Raw genomic sequence first — 17,075 nt, 5'->3', positions numbered from 1 at the left:
CGGCGTCGCCGCGCCGGCCGCTCACCGCGGGTCGAACGCCCCCTGCTGCCACTGCTCCACGAGCCACGGGCTGAACGCCCGGGGGACGGCGGCCAGGGCGGCGGCCAGATCGGCCGGCTCCACCCAGCACCACTCCGCGACCTCGTCCCGCTCCGGGGCGGGGTCGCCGTGCATCCGGGCCCGGAACACCGGGCAGATCTCGTGCTCCTCCATGCCGGAGGCGTCTGCGGCCCGGTAGCGGAAGTCGGGGAGCACCTCGACGACGTCGGACACCTCCACGCCCAGCTCCTGCGGGGCGCGGCGCAGCACGGCCTCCGCGGGGGACTCGCCGGGGCCGGGGTGCCCGCAGAACCCGTTGGTCCACACCCCGGGGAACGCCGCCTTGCCCAGCGCCCGGCGGGTGAGCAGGAACCGGTCGGCCTCGTCGTACACGTGACAGGAGAAGGCCAGGTGCAGGGGCGTGCCGCCGTCCTCGGTGCGGCGGTGGACCGTGGCCTTGGCCTCCGTGCCCACGGCCTCGCCCTCCGGGGACAGCAGGACCACGCGCTCGACGTCGTCGGGGCCTGCGACCGGGACGTCCGAGGCCGCCAACCACGGTCGGGCGACGGGGGAGGGGCGGTCGGGCGGGGAGGGCGTGGCCGGGGTCTGCATGCCTCTCAGTGTGGCAGGCGAGCCGGGCCACCCATCAGATGTGGGCCACGTCACCTCAGTCCGATCCCGACGGCCGGGCGTGGCTAGAGTGCTGAGGTCGGCGCCACACCCCGGCGCGTCCCACGTCACTCGAGGAGAGCACCCCCATGGCCTTCGCCGCCCTGTCCCGTTCCGCCCGTCTTGCCGGCCTGTCCGCTGCCGCGCTGCTGGCCCTCACCGCGTGCGGCGGTCAGGACTCGTCCGACGCCGACGCGTCCGCCTCGACGACGGCGCCCGCCTCCGCGTCCGCGCAGGGTGCGGAGTCGTCGTCCGCCTCGGCGTCGTCGCTGTCCGCGGCCCCGGCCGACTACGAGGCCGGCACGTGCTTCACCGCCCCGCTCGGCGCCCGTGACCTGTCCTCCTTCGAGACCACCGACTGCGAGGGCGCCCACACCGCGGAGTACCTCTGGGCCGTGCCGGCCGTGGCCGAGGGTGAGGAGGCCGACCCGGCCGCCGCCCAGACCTGCACCGCCCAGGCCCAGCGCCTGAGCGAGGAGAAGGAGGACCAGCTGAACGGGGCCGTCCTGACCTCCTCCGAGCTGGGCAACTACGGCACCGACGAGAAGCACTGCGTCGTGTACGGGGTCTCCGGTGAGTGGGAGGGTCAGATCGTGGACCCGGAGATCACCCTGGAGACGGCGTCCGCCGACGCCTGATCCCGCCGGCGGCCCCGTGCGTCGTGAGATCGCGCCGCCCGGGACCGCCGCGGATGGACGCGGGACCGGCGCGGCCCGTAGTGTCTTCTGCGTCCAGAAGTTAGACGGTCGAACAGATGCGGCGGTCGGTGCCGCGTCGTGTCCGCCACCGAGGAGGCGCCATGGGTGAAGTGAGGACGGGCGGCGAGGCCGCGCTCTCCGGGGTGACCGCCGAGCTGGACGCCGCGCTCCGACATGCCGCGGCCCAGGCGCCCGGATCCGCCGCCTTCGCCGAGCTGCTCGACTCGCTCCACGTCCATGTGGGCGCCGGCAAGCTCATCCGCCCCCGTCTCGTCGAGCTCGGCTGGCGCCTGGCGACCGCCGACCCGGTCCCTCCGTCCGGCCGCGCTGCCGTCGACCGGCTCGGGGCCGCCTTCGAACTGCTGCACACCGCACTGCTCGTCCACGACGACGTCATCGATCGGGACACGCTGCGGCGCGGCCAGCCCGCCGTGCACGCCTCCGCCCGGCACCGCCTCGAGGCCCGCGGGGTGCCCGCTGCGGACGCCGCCCACGCCGGGGTCGCCGTCGCCCTCATCGCGGGGGACGTCCTGCTCACCCAGGCGTTCCGGCTCGCCGCCACCTGTGCCGCCGACACCGTCCGGGCTGCCGAGGCCGCCGCCGTCGTCTTCGACGCCGCCGCCGTGACTGCGGCCGGCGAGCTCGAGGACGTGCTCCTGGGGCTGTCCCGCCACACCGGTGAGGAGCCCGATCCCGACCGCATCCTCGCCATGCAACGGCTCAAGACGGCGCACTACACGGTCGGCGCGCCCCTGCGCGCCGGCGCCCTCCTGGCCGGGGCGGATCCCGACCTCGCCCGGGCGATGGGCGAGGCCGGCGCCGACCTCGGCGCCGCCTACCAGGTGATCGACGACGTCCTCGGCGTGTTCGGCGATCCCGGGGAGACCGGCAAGTCCGCCGACGGCGACCTGCGCGAGGGCAAGGCCACCGTGCTCACCGCCCACGGCCGCCGCATCCCCGCCGTCCGCGCCCTGCTCGACGCGGGCCCGGCCACCCCCGCGGACATCGAGGCCGCCCGCCGCGCCCTCGAGGCGGCCGGTGCCCGGGAGCACGCCCTCGACGTCGCCGCCGAGCTCACCGTCCGCGCCCGCGAGCGCATCGCGGCCCTGCCCCTGGACGAGACGGTCCGGGCGGAGTTCGCCGACGCCTGCCACGCCGTGCTGACCCGGAGGTCCTGAGATGGCCGCGCCCACCCCGAGCCCTGCCGCGCTGTACACGCGGACGGCCCACACCGCAGCGGCCCAGGTGATCCGCCGCTACTCCACGTCCTTCTCCTGGGCCTGCCGCACCCTGCCCCGGTAGGCACGCCAGGACGTGGCCACGATCTACGCCATGGTCCGCGTCGCCGACGAGGTGGTCGACGGCGTCGCGGTGGCCGCCGGGCTCGACGAGGCCGGGGTCCGCGCCGCCCTGGACGACTACGAGCGGGCGTGTGAGGCCGCGATGGCGTCGGGCTTCGCCACCGACCCGGTCCTGCACGCCTTCGCCGACGTGGCCCGTCGCCACGGCATCACCCCGGAGCTGACCCGTCCCTTCTTCGCCTCCATGCGCGCGGACCTGGGGATCCGCGAGCACGGCGCCGAGTCCCTGGACGCCTACATCCACGGCTCGGCCGAGGTGGTGGGGCTGATGTGCCTGCAGGTCTTCCTCTCCCTCCCCGGCACGCGGGCCCGGACCCCGGGCCAGCGGCAGGAGCTGCGCGCGCAGGCCTCCCGGCTGGGGGCGGCGTTCCAGAAGGTCAACTTCCTCAGGGACCTGGCCGCGGACCACCACGAGCTGGGCCGCACCTACCTGCCCGGTGCCGCACCGGGCGTGCTCACCGAGGCCCGCAAGGCCGAGCTCGTGGCCGAGGTCCGCGCCGACCTCGACGCCGCCCTGCCCGGCATCCGTGTCCTGGACCCCGGGGCCGGGCGCGCCGTGGCCCTGGCGCACGGACTGTTCGCGGCCCTGGTGGACCGGATCGAGGCGACCCCGGCGGCCGAGCTGGCCCACCGCCGTGTCCGGGTGCCGGACCATCAGAAGGCCCGGATCGCCGCCCGCGTCCTGGCACGGGGCCGCCGGGGAGGCCGCCGATGAGCGCCCGGGACACCGCTCTCGGCCCGCGCACCGTGGTGGTGGGCGGCGGTTTCGCCGGACTGGCCACGGCGGGCCTGTTGGCCCGCGACGGGCACCGGGTGACGCTGCTGGAGCGCGGCGCCGTCCTGGGCGGCCGTGCCGGACGCTGGTCTGAGGCGGGGTTCACCTTCGATACCGGGCCCTCCTGGTACCTGATGCCCGAGGTGATCGACCGCTGGTTCCGCCTCATGGGGACCTCCGCCGCCGAACGGCTGGACCTGCGCCGTCTGGACCCCGGCTACCGGGTGTACTTCGAGGGGCACCTCCACGAGCCCCCCGTGGACGTGCGCACCGGCCACGCGGAGACGCTGTTCGAGTCCCTCGAGCCCGGCGCCGGGCGCCGGCTGCGGGCCTACCTCGACTCCGCGTCCCGGATCTACGGGCTCGCCAAGGAGCACTTCCTCTACACGGACTTCCGCCGGCCGGCCGCCCTGGCCCACCCGGACGTCCTGCGCGCCCTGCCGGCCCTCGGGCCCCAGCTGCTGGGGGGCCTGCGCTCCCACGTGGCGGCCCGCTTCCAGGATCCCCGGCTGCGCCAGATCCTGGGCTACCCGGCGGTCTTCCTCGGCACGTCCCCCGACCGTGCCCCCGCCATGTACCACCTGATGTCCCATCTGGACCTCGCCGACGGCGTGCAGTACCCCCTCGGCGGGTTCGCGGCCCTCGTGGACGCCATGGCGGAGGTCGTGCGTGAGGCCGGTGTGGAGATCCGCACCGGGGTCGAGGCGACCGCCGTGGAGGTCGTGGACCGTCCCGCCCCCGCCGGCCGCCTCGGACGCCTGGCCGCCCGCCTGCCCAGGCCGGGAGCAGCCCGCGGGGACGAGGGCCGACGTCGCCGCCCGGGCCAGGTGACCGGCGTCGCCTGGCGGTCCGACGACGGCGCCGCGGGACGCCTCGACGCCGATGTGGTGGTGGCCGCCGCGGACCTGCACCACGTGCAGACCCGTCTGCTGCCTCCCGGCCGGCGCGTCGCGGAGTCCACGTGGGACCGGCGCGACCCCGGTCCCTCCGGCGTGCTCGTGTGCGTGGGGGTGCGCGGATCCCTGCCCCAGCTGGCCCACCACACCCTGCTGTTCACGGCGGACTGGGAGGACAACTTCGGGCGCATCGAGCGGGGGGAGGACCTCGCCGCGGACACGTCGATCTACGTCTCGCGCACCTCCGCCACGGACCCGGGCGTGGCCCCGGAGGGCGACGAGAACCTCTTCATCCTCGTCCCGGCCCCCGCCGAGCCGGGGTGGGGGCGCGGCGGCATCCGGGTCCGTGACGGCCAGGGCTGGCGGGTGGACCGCGCCGGGGACGCCCAGGTGGAGGCCGTGGCGGACCGGGCCCTCGATCAGCTGGCCCGCTGGGCCGGGATCCCCGACCTGGCCGAGCGCATCGTGGTGCGGCGCACCTACGGGCCCGGTGACTTCGCCGCGGACGTGCACGCCTGGCGGGGTTCGCTGCTGGGCCCCGGGCACACGCTGGCGCAGTCGGCCATGTTCCGCCCCTCGGTGCGGGACGCGGACGTGGCCGGCCTGATGTACGCGGGCTCCTCGGTGCGCCCGGGAATCGGGGTGCCCATGTGCCTGATCTCCGCCGAAGTGGTCCGGGACGAACTGCGCCACGACGCGCGCAGGGCCCGGCCCGCGGGCCCCGGGGGGAGCGGCACATGATCCGCACCCTCTTCTGGGCGTCCCGGCCGGTCAGCTGGGTGAACACGGCCTACCCGTTCGCCGCCGCCGCGATCCTGACCGGGGGGCTGCCCGCGTGGCTGGTGGTCCTGGGCGTCGTGTTCTTCCTGGTGCCCTACAACCTGGCCATGTACGGCATCAATGACGTGTTCGACTTCGCCTCGGACCTGCGCAACCCCCGCAAGGGGGGTGTGGAGGGCTCCGTGCTGGGCGACCCCGCGGTGCGCCGCCGGGTGCTGGCGTGGTCGGTGCTGCTGCCCGTGCCGTTCGTGGCCGTGCTCGCGGGCTGGTCCGCCGTGCGGGGCGAGTGGGCCGCCGTGCTGGTGCTCGCGGTGAGCCTGTTCGCGGTGGTGGCGTACTCCTGGGCGGGGCTGCGGTTCAAGGAGCGGCCCTTCCTGGACGCCGCCACCTCCGCCACCCACTTCGTCTCCCCCGCGGTCTACGGCCTCGCGCTGGCCGGGGCGACCCCCACGCCCGCCCTGGCGGCGCTGCTGGGGGCGTTCTTCCTGTGGGGCATGGCCTCGCAGATGTTCGGGGCGGTGCAGGACGTGGTGCCGGACCGGGAGGGGGGCCTGGCCTCGGTGGCCACCGTGCTGGGCGCTCGGCGCACCGTCCTGCTCGCCGCCGGCCTGTACGCGGCGGCGGGCCTTCTGCTGCTGGCCACCGACCCGCCGGGCCCGCTCGCGGCGCTGCTGGCCGTGCCCTACGTGGTGAACACCCTGCGCTTCCGCCGCATCACGGACGCCACCTCGGGCGCGGCCCACCGCGGCTGGCAGCTGTTCCTTCCGCTGAACTACGTGACCGGCTTCCTCGTGACCCTGCTGCTGATCGGGTGGGCGCTGACCCGGGGGGCGGCGGCATGATCTACCTGCTGGCCCTGCTGGGTGTCATCGGCTGCATGCTGCTGGTGGACCGGCGCTTCGAGCTGTTCCTGTGGCATCGCCCGCTCCCGGCGCTGCTGGTGCTGGCCGCCGGGGTGGCCTACTTCTTCGCCTGGGACCTGTGGGGGATCGCCGAAGGCGTGTTCCTGCACCGGCAGTCGCCCTACATGACCGGGGTGATGCTCGCCCCCCAGCTGCCCCTGGAGGAGGGGTTCTTCCTGCTCTTCCTCAGCCAGATCACGATGGTGCTGTTCACCGGGGCGCTGCGCCTGCTGCGCGGCCGGCGAGGTGACGCCCGTGCCGCGACGCCGGCCGATCCGACCGACGGGGGCAGCCGGTGACCTTCCTCGACCTCGTCCTCGTCTTCGTGGGCTTCGCCCTGGCCGTGCTCGTGGGCGCCGCCCTCGTCGGCCGCGTGCGGGGCGAGCACCTGCGGGCCGTGGCGGCCACCCTGGTGGCCCTGTGGGCCCTCACGGCGGTCTTCGACAACGTGATGATCGCCGCGGGGCTCTTCGACTACGGCCATGAGCTGCTGGTGGGTGCCTACGTGGGCCAGGCGCCCGTGGAGGACTTCGCCTACCCGCTCGGCTCCGCCCTGCTGCTGCCGGCGCTCTGGCTGCTGCTGACGAGCCGTGGTCGTGCCGGTCGGCGCGGCCCTCGGCCGGGACGCCGCCCCCACCCGGACGATCGCTGACATGCTGCCGCTGATCCCCGCAGACCTGTTGCGCGCGCTCGGCCTGATCCTCGTCCCGGTCGCGGCGGTGCACGCCGGATGGCCGTCCGCGGCGGCGATGCTGCTCGTGTTCGGCTCCCAGTGGCTCACCCGCTGGCTCGCCCCGGGCGGCGCCCTGGACTGGGCCGCGCAGGCGGTCCTGCTGCTGGCCGGGTGGCTGAGCGTCATCGGCCTCTACCCGCGGGTGCCGTGGCTGGACCTGCTCGTGCACGCCGCCGCCTCCGCCGTGGTCGCCTGTCTGACGGCACTGGTGGTGGGGGCATGGCTCCGGCGTCGGGGGACCGAGGCCGGGCAGGCCGTGGCCCTGCTCGGCCCGGGCCTGGCCGGGCTGGGGATCGCGGCCGCCGCCGTGGCCCTGGGCGTGGTGTGGGAGCTGGCCGAATGGTGGGGGCACACGGCGGTGACCCCCGAGATCGGTGTGGGCCACACGGACACCATCGGCGACCTCGCCGCCGATCTCGTCGGCGCCGGGATCGGCGCCGCCCTCGCCGTGCGCCGGGAGCGCATCCGGTGACCCCGGCCCGCCCCACGGTCTCCGTGGTCGTCCCGGTGCTCGACGACGCCGAGCACCTGCGCGTGTGTCTCGCCCTGCTGGCCGCCCAGAGCCGGCCGGCGCTGGAGGTGGTGGTGGTGGACAACGGCTGCGTGGACGACTCGGCGGTGCTCGCCCGCGCCGCCGGCGCGCGGGTGGTGCACGAGCCGCGCCGCGGGGTCCCGGCCGCGGCGGCCGCCGGCCTGGACGCCGCGGTCGGGGAACTGCTGGTGCGCTGCGACGCCGACACGCGGATGCCCGCGGACTGGCTCGAACGGATCGTGGCTCGGTTCGACGCCGACCCCGGGCTCGACGCCCTCACCGGGCCGGGGACCTTCCACGACCAGCCCGGCCTCCGGGGACAGGTGCGGGCGGCGCTCTACACCGGCGCGTACCGCTGGGGGGCGGGCGCCGCGGTGGCGGCCACCCCCGTCTGGGGCTCCAACTGCGCCCTGCGCGCCGAGGCGTGGCAGGCTGTGCGGACCCGCGTCCACCGCGAACGCGGGGACGTGCACGATGACCTGGACCTGTCCTTCCAGCTGGCCCTGGCCGGCCGCCGGATCCGGTTCGATCCGGACCTGCGGGTGGAGGTCGCCGGGCGCATCTTCCACTCCCTGCGCCAGCGGGTGCGGCAGGGCCGGATGGCGGTCACCACCCTGCAGGTCAACTGGGCCCGGCTGTCCCCCGGGCGGCGGTGGCTGCGCCGGGCGGCCCGGTCACGCCCCCGGCCCCACTGGGGGCGTGGCCCCGACGGTCAGTCCCGCGACTGAGCGCCGCCGGCGCCGCGGGCTCGCCTGTCCAACGGGTTGCGACGCAGGGGCAGCCGGTCCACCAGCGGCCGCAGCAGGCCGCGGGTGCGGGGACGCTCGCCGCCGTCGTGCCGGCGCCTGGCCTCGGCCAGGATGTTCGCGGCCATCTCCGGGAACACCACGGCGTGGAAGGGCAGGATGGCGGTCCAGTAGGCGCGTCCGAGCAGGCCGTCCGGCATGAAGACCGCCCGCTGGCGGTAGACGGAGCCTCCGCCCTCCCGCGGCTCGGTGCTCAGCTGCAGCCAGGCCCGCCCGCCGGCCTTCATCTCCGCCCGCAGGGTCAGCCGCCGCCCCGGCTCCACGTCCTCCACCCGCCACCAGTCCACGGCGTCGCCGCGTCGCAGGTGGTTCGGGTCCCGCCGGCCGCGGGTCAGGCCGGGCCCGCCGGCCAACTTGTCCATCAGCCCGCGGATCTTCCACAGCAGCGGGGTGGAATACCAACCGTTGGCGCCGCCCACCGACTCGATCACCGGCCACACCTCCTGCGCGGGCAGGTCGGACTCGCGCTCGCGCTCGTCCGTGTAGACCGTGGTGCCGGCCCACTCGGGATCCGAGGGCAGGGAGGCGGCCGGGTCCGCGGAGCTCTGGAGGTCCGCGTCGAAGGTGACGTCCAGGGGACCCTCCTTCTCCCGCTTCAGCGCCAGCCGCACGGCGTCCATGTAGGAGGTCAGCCCGCCCGGCGGGTCCGGGATGAGGTCGCGGACCGAGCGGTCCTCCACGACCGCCTCCTCGGCGAGGGATGCGGCCAGGGGCAGGGCCACCGCGACCGGGATGGGGGTCACCATGCCGATCCAGAAGCCCGCCAGGGTCTTCAAGGGCAACGGGGTGGGGATCACGATGCGCCGGGACAGGCCGGCGGCCTTGGCGTAGTCCACCAGCACGCTCGCGAACGGCTGGGGGTGCCCGTTGCCGATCTGGGCCCGCAGCTGCACGGGCTCCGGGAGGGCGCAGGCCTGCAGGAGGTAGTACAGGACGTCGCGGATGGCCAGCGGCTCCACCCGGTTCCTCAGCCAGGACGGGCCGGGCATCACGGGCAGCCGCTCGGCGAGGTGGCGGATCATCTCGAACGAGGTGGAGCCCGAGCCGATGATCACCCCGGCCTCGAACGTCAGCGCCGGGGTCGCCGCCCGCTCGAGACGCTCGGCCACGAGGGCGCGGGAGCGCATGTGGTCGGACAGCTCCGCGACGGGGACCGTGTCCGGGTGCAGGCCGGAGAGATAGACGAGCTGGGCCACGCCGGCCGTGTCCGCGGCGGTGCCCACGATGTCCGCGATCCGCTGCTCCTGGGCCACGAAGTCGCCGCCCCCGCCCATGGAGTGCACGAGGTAGAGCACGGTGTGCACGTCCTGCATGGCGGCTTCGACGAGGTCCGCCTCGGTGAGGTCGAGCTCCACCGCCTCGATGCTGTCCGACCACGGTCGGTCCGCGAGGTCGGAGGGGTTCCGGGCGCCGGCCCGGACGTCGAAGCCGGCGGCGAGCAGCTCGGGGATGAGGCGCCCGCCCACGTAACCGGTGGCACCGGTGACGAGGACGCGACGGCCCCGGCCGTCCGGCAGGGACAGGCCGAGGGGGGAGGTGTGGGACGCCGGCGTGGCACCGGCGGGGACGGGGGAGGGCTGTGTGGACGCCATGGGCGCACTCTAGGGTCCGGGGCGGGTCGGGCTGAAGGTCTCAGGTGTGCGGACCCGGGGCCCGTGAGTGGGCACGCCGCCGGACCTGCGTCGGTCGGAGCGGGCCCGGCACGGTCCGTGAAAGACTGCTCGCTATGGCCACTGCAGATTCCGGAGACGTCCTGCCGCACCTGCGCACCGAGGCCATCCGCGCCGTCGTCGGGCCCACCAGTGCGGACCGCGGCTTCGCCGTGGCCGCGTCGGGTGCCGTGGGGCGCCTGCGCTATGACGCCGCCACCGGCCGTCTGAGCGCCTCCGTCCAGGGCACCGCGCCCAGCCCCTACCGGGTGCAGGTGCAGCTGCAGGAGGCCTACGACGACGCCGCCGAGGACGGCGCCGGCGCCCTCATGGAGCCGGTGGGCGGGCGCTGCACGTGCCCGGTCGGGACGGACTGCAAGCACGTGGCCGCCGCGCTCTACCAGGTGGTCCGCCTCGACGCCGACCAGGCCCTCGACGACGCCCGCCGCAAGCTCGCCGAGATGGTCACCACGGCGGACGCGCTGCCCGCGCCCGCCGGCCGGGGCCACGACGGCGGCGGCCCGGCCGGCCTCGACGCCCCGGCCGCGGACGGGGCGGCACCCCCACCCCCTGCCGGCCTGGACTGGCGACGGGTCATGGAGCCGCTGGCCGGACTCCACGGCCCGCGCCGGGTGGGCACGCCGCCCGCGCTGGCGATCGGCGTGGAGCTCGTGGCCGAGTCCTCCCGCAACGCGTTCCAGCAGTGGGGCCCGGCGACCGCCGGGGAGGAGCAGGTGCGCGAGGGCCGCCCGCTGTACGTGACCGTGCGCCCGCTCAAGCGCGGGGCCAAGGGGACGTGGATCAAGGGCGGGCTGACGTGGAAGGCGTTCCAGTTCCCGCGCGCCGAGTTCGCCCCCGCCCAGGAGCGGGCGATGCGCCTGATCTGGCGTCAGGTCCAGGCCGAGGACTCCTACCCGGGCGACGCCTGGTTCGGTCTGCACGTCTTCGACTCCCCGCGGATCTGGCAGCTGCTCGCGGAGGCCCGCGAGGTCGGGGTGGAGCTCGTGCCGCTGGGGCTGCTGACGGACGTGGTGCTGGAGGCGCCCGTCGCCGTCGGGCTGGACGTCACCCGCGCCCCCGACGGCGGTCTGGACGTGGCCCCGTCCCTGGACCCGGCCCCGCCCGGCCCCGGGCTGTGCGGTGTGCACGCCGTGGGAGGCATCGGCTTCTACCGCGTGGAGCTCACGGACGAGGAGGCCGTGCTCCACCTGATCCCCGCCGCACGCCCCGTCCCCGAGGCCGTGCAGCAGCTCGTGCTCGCCGGCGGGCCCGTGCGCGTGCCCGCCGCGGACCGCGAGGAGTTCCTCGGCCGGATCTACCCGCGGCTGCGTGGCGCCCTGCCCGTGACCAGCGGCGACGCCTCCGTGGAGCTGCCCGAGTTCGAGCCGCCCGTGCTGCGGCTGCGCGCCGACTTCCGACCCGGCCACGAGCTCGTGCTGCGCTGGTCCTGGCTCTACTTCGACCCGCCCCGCGAACTCGGCCTCGACGCCGGCGGCGACCCCCTGCGGGACACCCGGCACGAGGACGCGGTGCTGCGCGCCGTGGCCGAGCTCTGGCCGCGCGCCGGCCGTGCGGAGGAGCAGGTCCTCGAGGGCGTGGGCGCCGCCCGGTTCTCCGAGCAGGTGCTGCCGCTGCTGCAGCGCGCGGACCACGTGCGCGTGGACGTCACCGGCGACCGCCCCGACTACCGCGAGCTGAAGGCCGCCCCGCGCATCGAGGTCGGCACGAAGGCCACGCAGAACGACTGGTTCGACCTCGGCGTGCAGGTCTCCGTGGACGGGCACGTGCTGCCGTTCGTGGAGCTGTTCACCGCGCTCGTGCAGGGCAGGACCACGCTGATCCTCGCGGACGGCTCCTACCTGGGCCTCGACCACCCCGCCTTCGACCGGCTGCGCGCCCTGCTCTCCGAGGCCGCCACCCTGCAGGAGTGGACCCCGGAGCACACCCCCGTCTCACGGCACCAGGTCGGCTTCTGGGAGGACCTCAAGGAGCTCGCGGACGAGGTGGACGAGGACCCGGAGTGGACCGCCGCCGTCGGGCGTCTGGCCGCCGTCGAGCGCCTCCCCGAGGCCCCGCGCCCCGCCGGCCTGAAGGCCGACCTGCGCCCCTACCAGGAGGAGGGCCTGCGCTGGCTCGCGTTCCTGTGGGAGCAGGACCTCGGCGGGATCCTGGCCGACGACATGGGCCTGGGCAAGACCGTCCAGACCCTCGCGCTCTTCGCCCACGCGCGCCAGGCCCGGCCCGAGCGGCCGCCGTTCCTCGTGGTCGCGCCGAGCTCCGTGGTGTCCGTGTGGGCGGCCGAGGCCGAGAAGTTCACCCCGGACCTCGACGTGCGCGTCCTGGACACCACCACCCGCAAGCGCGGCACCGCCGTGGCGGACGAGGTGGCGGGGGCGGACGTGGTGGTCACCAGCTACACGCTCCTGAGGATCGACGCCGGCCAGTACGGCGGACTCGACTGGGGCGGGGTGGTCTTCGACGAGGCACAGTTCCTGAAGAACCGCGCCGCGAAGGTGCACACGGTGGCCCGCGACCTGCGCGCCCCCTTCCGGCTGGCCATCACCGGCACGCCGATGGAGAACTCCCTCAGCGACCTGTGGGCGCTGCTGGGCGTCGTCGTGCCGGGCCTGTTCCCGAGCCACCGCCGGTTCCGCGAGACCTACGTGACCCCCATCGAGACCGGGGGGGACCCCGAGCGGATGGCGGCCCTGCGCCGCCGCGTGCGCCCGTTCATGCTGCGCCGCTCCAAGGAGCTCGTGGCGAAGGACCTGCCGTCCAAGCAGGAGCAGATCCTCCAGGTGGAGCTCGAGCCGGCCCACCGCAAGCTCTACGACCGCGTGCTCCAGCGCGAGCGCCGCAAGGTGTTGGGCCTGCTCGGGGACATGGACGGCAACCGGTTCACCATCTTCACGTCGCTCACGCTGCTGCGGATGCTCGCGCTGGCGCCGCAGATCGTCGACGACCAGTACGCCTCCGTGCCCAGCTCGAAGCTCGAGCGGTTCCTCGACGACCTCACCGAGGTGATCGGCGAGGGGCACCGCGTGATCGTGTTCAGCCAGTTCACGAGCTTCCTGCGGGTGATCGCCGAGGAGCTGGACCACCTGGAGATCGAGCACGCGTACCTCGACGGCTCCACGCGCGGGCGCGCCGACGTGATCCGCGGCTTCCGCGAGGGCGAGGCGCCGGTGTTCCTGATCTCCCTGAAGGCGGGCGGCTTCGGCCTGACCCTGACCGAGGCGGACTACGTGTTCCTCATGGATCCGTGGTGGAACCCCGCTGCGGAGGCGCAGGCCGTGGACCGGGCGCACCGGATCGGGCAGGAGCGGACCGTGATGGTCTACCGGCTCGTGTCCGAGGGGACGATCGAGGAGAAGGTGCTCGAGCTGCAGCGGCGCAAGGCCGAGCTGTTCGGCGCGCTCATGGACGAGTCCGACGACTCCGGAGCCGGCGCCTTCACCGACTCCCTCACCGCCGAGGACATCCGGGAGATGCTCGGCGCCGAGGAGTGAGGGCCGCGCGAGGCGGGCCGGACGTTTTCGTTCACGAAACGGCGGCGTGTCGCGACGTTTTCGTTGATGAAACGGCGTCCCGCCCGCCCGTTTCGTCAACGAAAGTCGTCCCCGGGGCGCCGTTTCCCGAACGAAAGCGGGGGGTAGCCTCGGGCCATGCGTCGCCCGTCCCGGCCCAGCACCGCCGCCCCCGCCAGCACCGCCGCCCCTGCCTTCGCGCCGTCCGCCCGGTCGCAGGTGCCGCCGTTCACGGTGATGAGCATCCTCGGCCGGGTCGCCGAGCTGCGTGCCGCCGGCCACGACGTCGTCAGCCTGTGCGCGGGGGAGCCGGGCGGGGGCGCCCCGCCCGCCGTCGACGCCGCGGCCGCCGCCGTCCACGCCTCCGGCTGTGCCCTCACCTACACCCCGGCGCTGGGCCTGCCGGAGCTGCGGGCCGCCGTCGCCGGCCACTACCGCCGCTGGTACGGGCTCGACGTGCGCCCCGAGCAGGTCGCGATCACCACGGGCTCCTCGGGGGCGTTCATGCTCGGCTTCCTCGCGGCGTTCTCCCCGGGGGACCGCGTGCTCCTGCCGCGCCCCGGCTATCCGGCGTACCGCAACATCCTCACGGCGCTCGGGGTGGAGGTGGTGGACGTGGACGTCGACGCCGGCACCCGCTACCAGCCCACGGTCGCCCACCTGGAGGCGGCGCTCGCGGAGGGCCCGGTCGCGGGGCTCGTGCTCGCCTCCCCGGCCAATCCCACGGGCACGATGGTCAGCGCCGCCGAGCTCGCCGAACTCGCCCGCTGGTGCGAGGAACGCGGTGTGCGGCTCGTCTCGGACGAGATCTACCACGGCATCGTGCACACGGACGGGGAGGGGCTCGGCGCCTGCGCATGGCGCACCTCCCGCACCGCGCTCGTGGTCAGCTCGTTCTCCAAGTACTGGGGCATGCCCGGCTGGCGGCTGGGCTGGATGCTCATGCCGGACGATCTGGCCGCCGCGGTCGACGGCCTCGCCGGCTCGGTCGCCCTCTGCCCGCCCGCCGCGGCACAGGAGGCGGCCGTCCACGCGTTCAGCGAGGAGTCCTACGCGTTCTGCGCTGAGCAGGCCGGCGGCTTCACGGCGACGCGCGGCGTCGTGCTGGCCGCCCTGCCCCGGCTCGGCTGGGCCGACGCCGCCCCCGCCGACGGCGCCTTCTACCTGTGGGCCCGTCTCGCCCCGGGCATGCTGGCGGAGTTCGGCAGCGCCGTCGGCTACTGCGCCGCCCTGCTGGAGGAGGCCGGCGTCGCGCTGACCCCCGGCGACGACTTCGACGCCGTCCACGGGCCCGAGTCCGTCCGGCTCTCCTTCGCCGCCGGCCCGGACGCCCTCCACGAGGCGCTCGAGCGGATCGCCGCCTGGCACGCGGCGCGCGGCCTGGCCTGACGGGCTCCGCCGCACGCCGCACCGGCCGACGTCTCAGCCGCCCAGCCGGTAGCGGCGCCCGAGCGGCGTGTCCGTGACGGCCCGGTCGCCGCGTCGAGGGCGTCACGTGCCGGTTCCCGCGACGGGGGCGCGCCGTCGGCGCCGCCGGGATGACGGGGTGAGGTCCACCGCAGTATTGCGAATCATCCGCAACAGTCTTTATTGTGAATCAGTCGCATCTTTTCGCTCTCGTGAAAGGCTCCCCGTGTCCCACTTCGCCCCGCAGCGCCGTTCCACGCGCACCGCCACCTTCTCCGCCACCCTCGCCGCCGCGGCCATCGCCCTGACGGCGTGCGGCGCGGACGCCGACCCGTCCGGCCCGACGTCGGCACCCGCCTCCGCCGCGGGCGGCGCCCAGTCGCCGGCGGGTGAGGCGACGGCGGCCTCCTCCGTCTCCGCGGAGGACCGCGTCGACCCGACCCAGACCACCGAGGTCTCCGCGGTGACGCCGCGCATCCTGCTCTCGCACGAGGACGGGCTCACGCTGCTCGACGCCGAGTCCGGTGAGGTGGTGAAGGAGCAGGACATCACGGGCTTCACGCGGCTGAGCAACGCCGGCAACGGCAAGGACGTCCTGGTGACCACCGGGAACGGCTGGGAGGTGTTCTCCACCGGCATCCAGGCCAAGGCCCACGGCGATCACGTCCACAACTACGAGTCCGCGCCCGGCATGACCGGCGTAACGTTCCCGGGTGAGCATCCCGGCCACGTCGTCACCCACAACGGCAAGACCACCCTCTTCGCGGACGGCACGGGCGCGATCCGGACCTTCGACTCGACCCACCTGGACAAGGCGACCCCGGACCTCATGCCCGTCATGACGGAGGCCGAGACCGAGGACCCGCACCACGGCGTGGCGCTCGAGCTCTCCGACGGCACCCTCTTCACCACGCAGGGCACCGAGGACTCCCGGAACACGCTCCAGGTGATCGACCCGAAGACCGGCGAGGTCACGGCCGAGACCGACGACTGCCCCGGCAGCCACGGCGAGGCCGCGGCCCAGCCGACGGAGGCGGGCGACGTCGTCGTGATGGGCTGCGAGAACGGGCCCGTCGTGTACCGGGACGGCGAGTTCCACAAGGTGGACGTCGAGACCGAGTATCAGCGCTCCGGGAACCTGTTCGGGCTGCATGACTCGCCCATCGTCCTGGGTGATCACAAGGTCGAGGAGGAGCCGGAGGAGGCCGTCGAGCGGCCCACGGCGATCGCCCTCATCGACACCCGCACCGATGAGCTCACCACCGTGGACCTCGGCTCCTCCTACTGGTTCCGCTCGCTCGGCCGCGCCGAGGACGGTTCCGCGGTCGTGCTGACCTACGACGGCGAGGTCAACGTGATCGACGAGGAGACCGGTGAGGTCACCGCCGAGTACCCGGTGATCGAGCCGTGGAAGGAGAAGGACGAGTGGCAGGAGCCCGGCCCGATCCTGAAGGTGGCCGGGAACACCGCCTACGTCACCGACGCGGAGGCCCAAGAGCTCGTGGCCGTCGACCTGGAGACCGGTGAGACCGTCCTGGAGAAGGACCTGGAGTTCGCCCCGGTCGAGATGGCCGTGGTCACCGGCCAGCCGGAGTCCGTGAAGCCCGAGGAGGGCGCGCACGGTGACGAGGACCACGACGACGACGGCCACGAGGGCCACGACCACGGCGCCGAGCCCTCGGAGGGCCACGAGGGGCACGACCATTGATCGTGTGACGAGACTCCGGCCGGGCGCCCTTCGTGGGGAGGGGTGCCCGGTCGGCGGCCGGGGGCGTCGTGGGGACGCTGACGGCCAGGGCCGGCACCTGCCGCCGGCCCGTGGATGGAGGAGGGCGGGGTCGCGTCGTGGGGACGCGGCCCCGCCCGCCTGTCCGCAGGCCCCGCTCCGGGAGGGCCTGCCGGATCCAGGAGGGCCTGCCGGAGAGGATGCCCCGGGGATGGTGGGGTCAGTCGGCCACCGGATCGTGGTCCGTGATCACGCTCAGGCGGTACCGGGTGCCCTCGGGGGCCTCGGCGCTCACCACCAGGTCCTCCGCGTCCGACTCCGGCACCATGACGACGTATCCGCCGTAGCGGTCCGACCACCCCAGGGGTTGGTAGGCGGCGAAGCCGTCCGCCCCGAGGATGCCCACCGAGGACGGGCCGGCGTCCGGGTCGTCGCACAGCAGCATCAGGCGCAGGCCGAGATCGGCTGGACCATAGCCCAGGCCCACGCCGGCCGGGGCCGCGCCACCGAGCTGGCCTGTGCCCTGTTGGACCTCGCCTTCGCAGGCCTCGGCGTCCGACCCGTGGAGGCTCACG

General features: G+C 74.9%; 14 protein-coding genes and 1 pseudogene. 13 read left to right on the top strand and 2 right to left on the bottom strand.

The window, feature by feature from the left end; translation table 11 throughout:
• Window positions 1-21: 21 nt before the first annotated feature.
• Window positions 22-651 (bottom strand): isopentenyl-diphosphate Delta-isomerase, encoded by a 630-nt coding sequence (idi, locus tag J1M37_RS09700; RefSeq protein WP_036384334.1) that lies wholly within the window; start codon window positions 649-651, stop codon window positions 22-24.
• 146 nt (window positions 652-797) lie between these two features.
• On the opposite strand from idi, the gene J1M37_RS09695 reads away from it, so the two are divergent.
• The 9 genes and pseudogenes from J1M37_RS09695 to crtX all read left to right on the top strand — a co-directional run bounded on the left by J1M37_RS09695 (window position 798) and on the right by crtX (window position 8,113).
• Window positions 798-1,346 carry a hypothetical protein gene (locus J1M37_RS09695; RefSeq protein WP_020626537.1) on the top strand — a complete coding sequence of 183 codons (549 nt, stop codon included), beginning with the start codon at window positions 798-800 and terminating at the stop codon, window positions 1,344-1,346.
• A gap of 161 nt (window positions 1,347-1,507) precedes the next feature.
• Window positions 1,508-2,584 (top strand): polyprenyl synthetase family protein, encoded by a 1,077-nt coding sequence (locus J1M37_RS09690; RefSeq protein ID WP_155934123.1) that lies wholly within the window; start codon window positions 1,508-1,510, stop codon window positions 2,582-2,584.
• 1 nt (window position 2,585) lies between these two features.
• Window positions 2,586-3,482: pseudogene (locus J1M37_RS09685) on the top strand (phytoene/squalene synthase family protein).
• On the top strand, window positions 3,479-5,179 hold the full coding sequence (gene crtI, locus J1M37_RS09680; RefSeq protein ID WP_206452516.1) for a phytoene desaturase family protein: 1,701 nt from the start codon (window positions 3,479-3,481) through the stop codon (window positions 5,177-5,179). The pseudogene J1M37_RS09685 and the gene crtI overlap by 4 nt, the downstream one beginning before the upstream one ends.
• Window positions 5,176-6,060, top strand: a complete 885-nt coding sequence (locus tag J1M37_RS09675) for a prenyltransferase (protein ID WP_036314900.1) — start codon at window positions 5,176-5,178, stop codon at window positions 6,058-6,060. Before crtI ends, J1M37_RS09675 begins: the two co-directional genes overlap by 4 nt.
• Entirely contained in the window at window positions 6,030-6,419 is a 390-nt protein-coding gene (crtYg, locus tag J1M37_RS09670; RefSeq protein ID WP_036314902.1) for a C50 carotenoid gamma-cyclase subunit alpha CrtYg, read from the top strand. The genes J1M37_RS09675 and crtYg overlap by 31 nt, the downstream gene beginning before the upstream one ends.
• Window positions 6,416-6,772 carry a C50 carotenoid gamma-cyclase subunit beta CrtYh gene (gene crtYh, locus J1M37_RS09665; RefSeq protein WP_020626542.1) on the top strand — a complete coding sequence of 119 codons (357 nt, stop codon included), beginning with the start codon at window positions 6,416-6,418 and terminating at the stop codon, window positions 6,770-6,772. The genes crtYg and crtYh overlap by 4 nt, the downstream gene beginning before the upstream one ends.
• 1 nt (window position 6,773) lies before the next feature.
• Window positions 6,774-7,325, top strand: a complete 552-nt coding sequence (locus tag J1M37_RS09660) for a hypothetical protein (protein WP_174233308.1) — start codon at window positions 6,774-6,776, stop codon at window positions 7,323-7,325.
• Window positions 7,322-8,113 carry a C50 carotenoid glucosyltransferase CrtX gene (gene crtX, locus J1M37_RS09655; RefSeq protein WP_036384352.1) on the top strand — a complete coding sequence of 264 codons (792 nt, stop codon included), beginning with the start codon at window positions 7,322-7,324 and terminating at the stop codon, window positions 8,111-8,113. Before J1M37_RS09660 ends, crtX begins: the two co-directional genes overlap by 4 nt.
• Here crtX and J1M37_RS09650 read toward each other — a convergent pair.
• Window positions 8,098-9,783: an SDR family oxidoreductase gene (locus tag J1M37_RS09650; protein ID WP_049145750.1), complete on the bottom strand. Its 1,686-nt coding sequence runs from the start codon at window positions 9,781-9,783 to the stop codon at window positions 8,098-8,100. The genes crtX and J1M37_RS09650 overlap by 16 nt on opposite strands.
• Window positions 9,784-9,917: 134 nt before the next feature.
• Here J1M37_RS09650 and J1M37_RS09645 point away from each other — a divergent pair, with 134 nt between their 5' ends.
• The 4 genes from J1M37_RS09645 to J1M37_RS09630 all read left to right on the top strand — a co-directional run.
• Complete coding sequence (locus J1M37_RS09645; protein WP_060973564.1) at window positions 9,918-13,349, top strand: DEAD/DEAH box helicase; 3,432 nt, start codon at window positions 9,918-9,920, stop codon at window positions 13,347-13,349.
• Window positions 13,350-13,505: 156 nt separating this feature from the next.
• Complete coding sequence (locus J1M37_RS09640) at window positions 13,506-14,756, top strand: aminotransferase class I/II-fold pyridoxal phosphate-dependent enzyme (protein WP_206452515.1); 1,251 nt, start codon at window positions 13,506-13,508, stop codon at window positions 14,754-14,756.
• 244 nt (window positions 14,757-15,000) lie between these two features.
• Window positions 15,001-16,482, top strand: a complete 1,482-nt coding sequence (locus J1M37_RS09635) for a PQQ-binding-like beta-propeller repeat protein (RefSeq protein WP_206452514.1) — start codon at window positions 15,001-15,003, stop codon at window positions 16,480-16,482.
• A gap of 229 nt (window positions 16,483-16,711) precedes the next feature.
• On the top strand, window positions 16,712-17,075 hold a 364-nt coding region (locus tag J1M37_RS09630; protein ID WP_206452531.1), incomplete at its 3' end, for a GNAT family N-acetyltransferase.

The organism is Micrococcus sp. KRD012 (assembly GCF_017168555.1).
GTDB lineage: Bacteria > Actinomycetota > Actinomycetes > Actinomycetales > Micrococcaceae > Micrococcus > Micrococcus luteus.
Note: the sequence above shows the minus strand (reverse complement) of the source record. Positions and strands in the feature narration are given on the sequence as shown.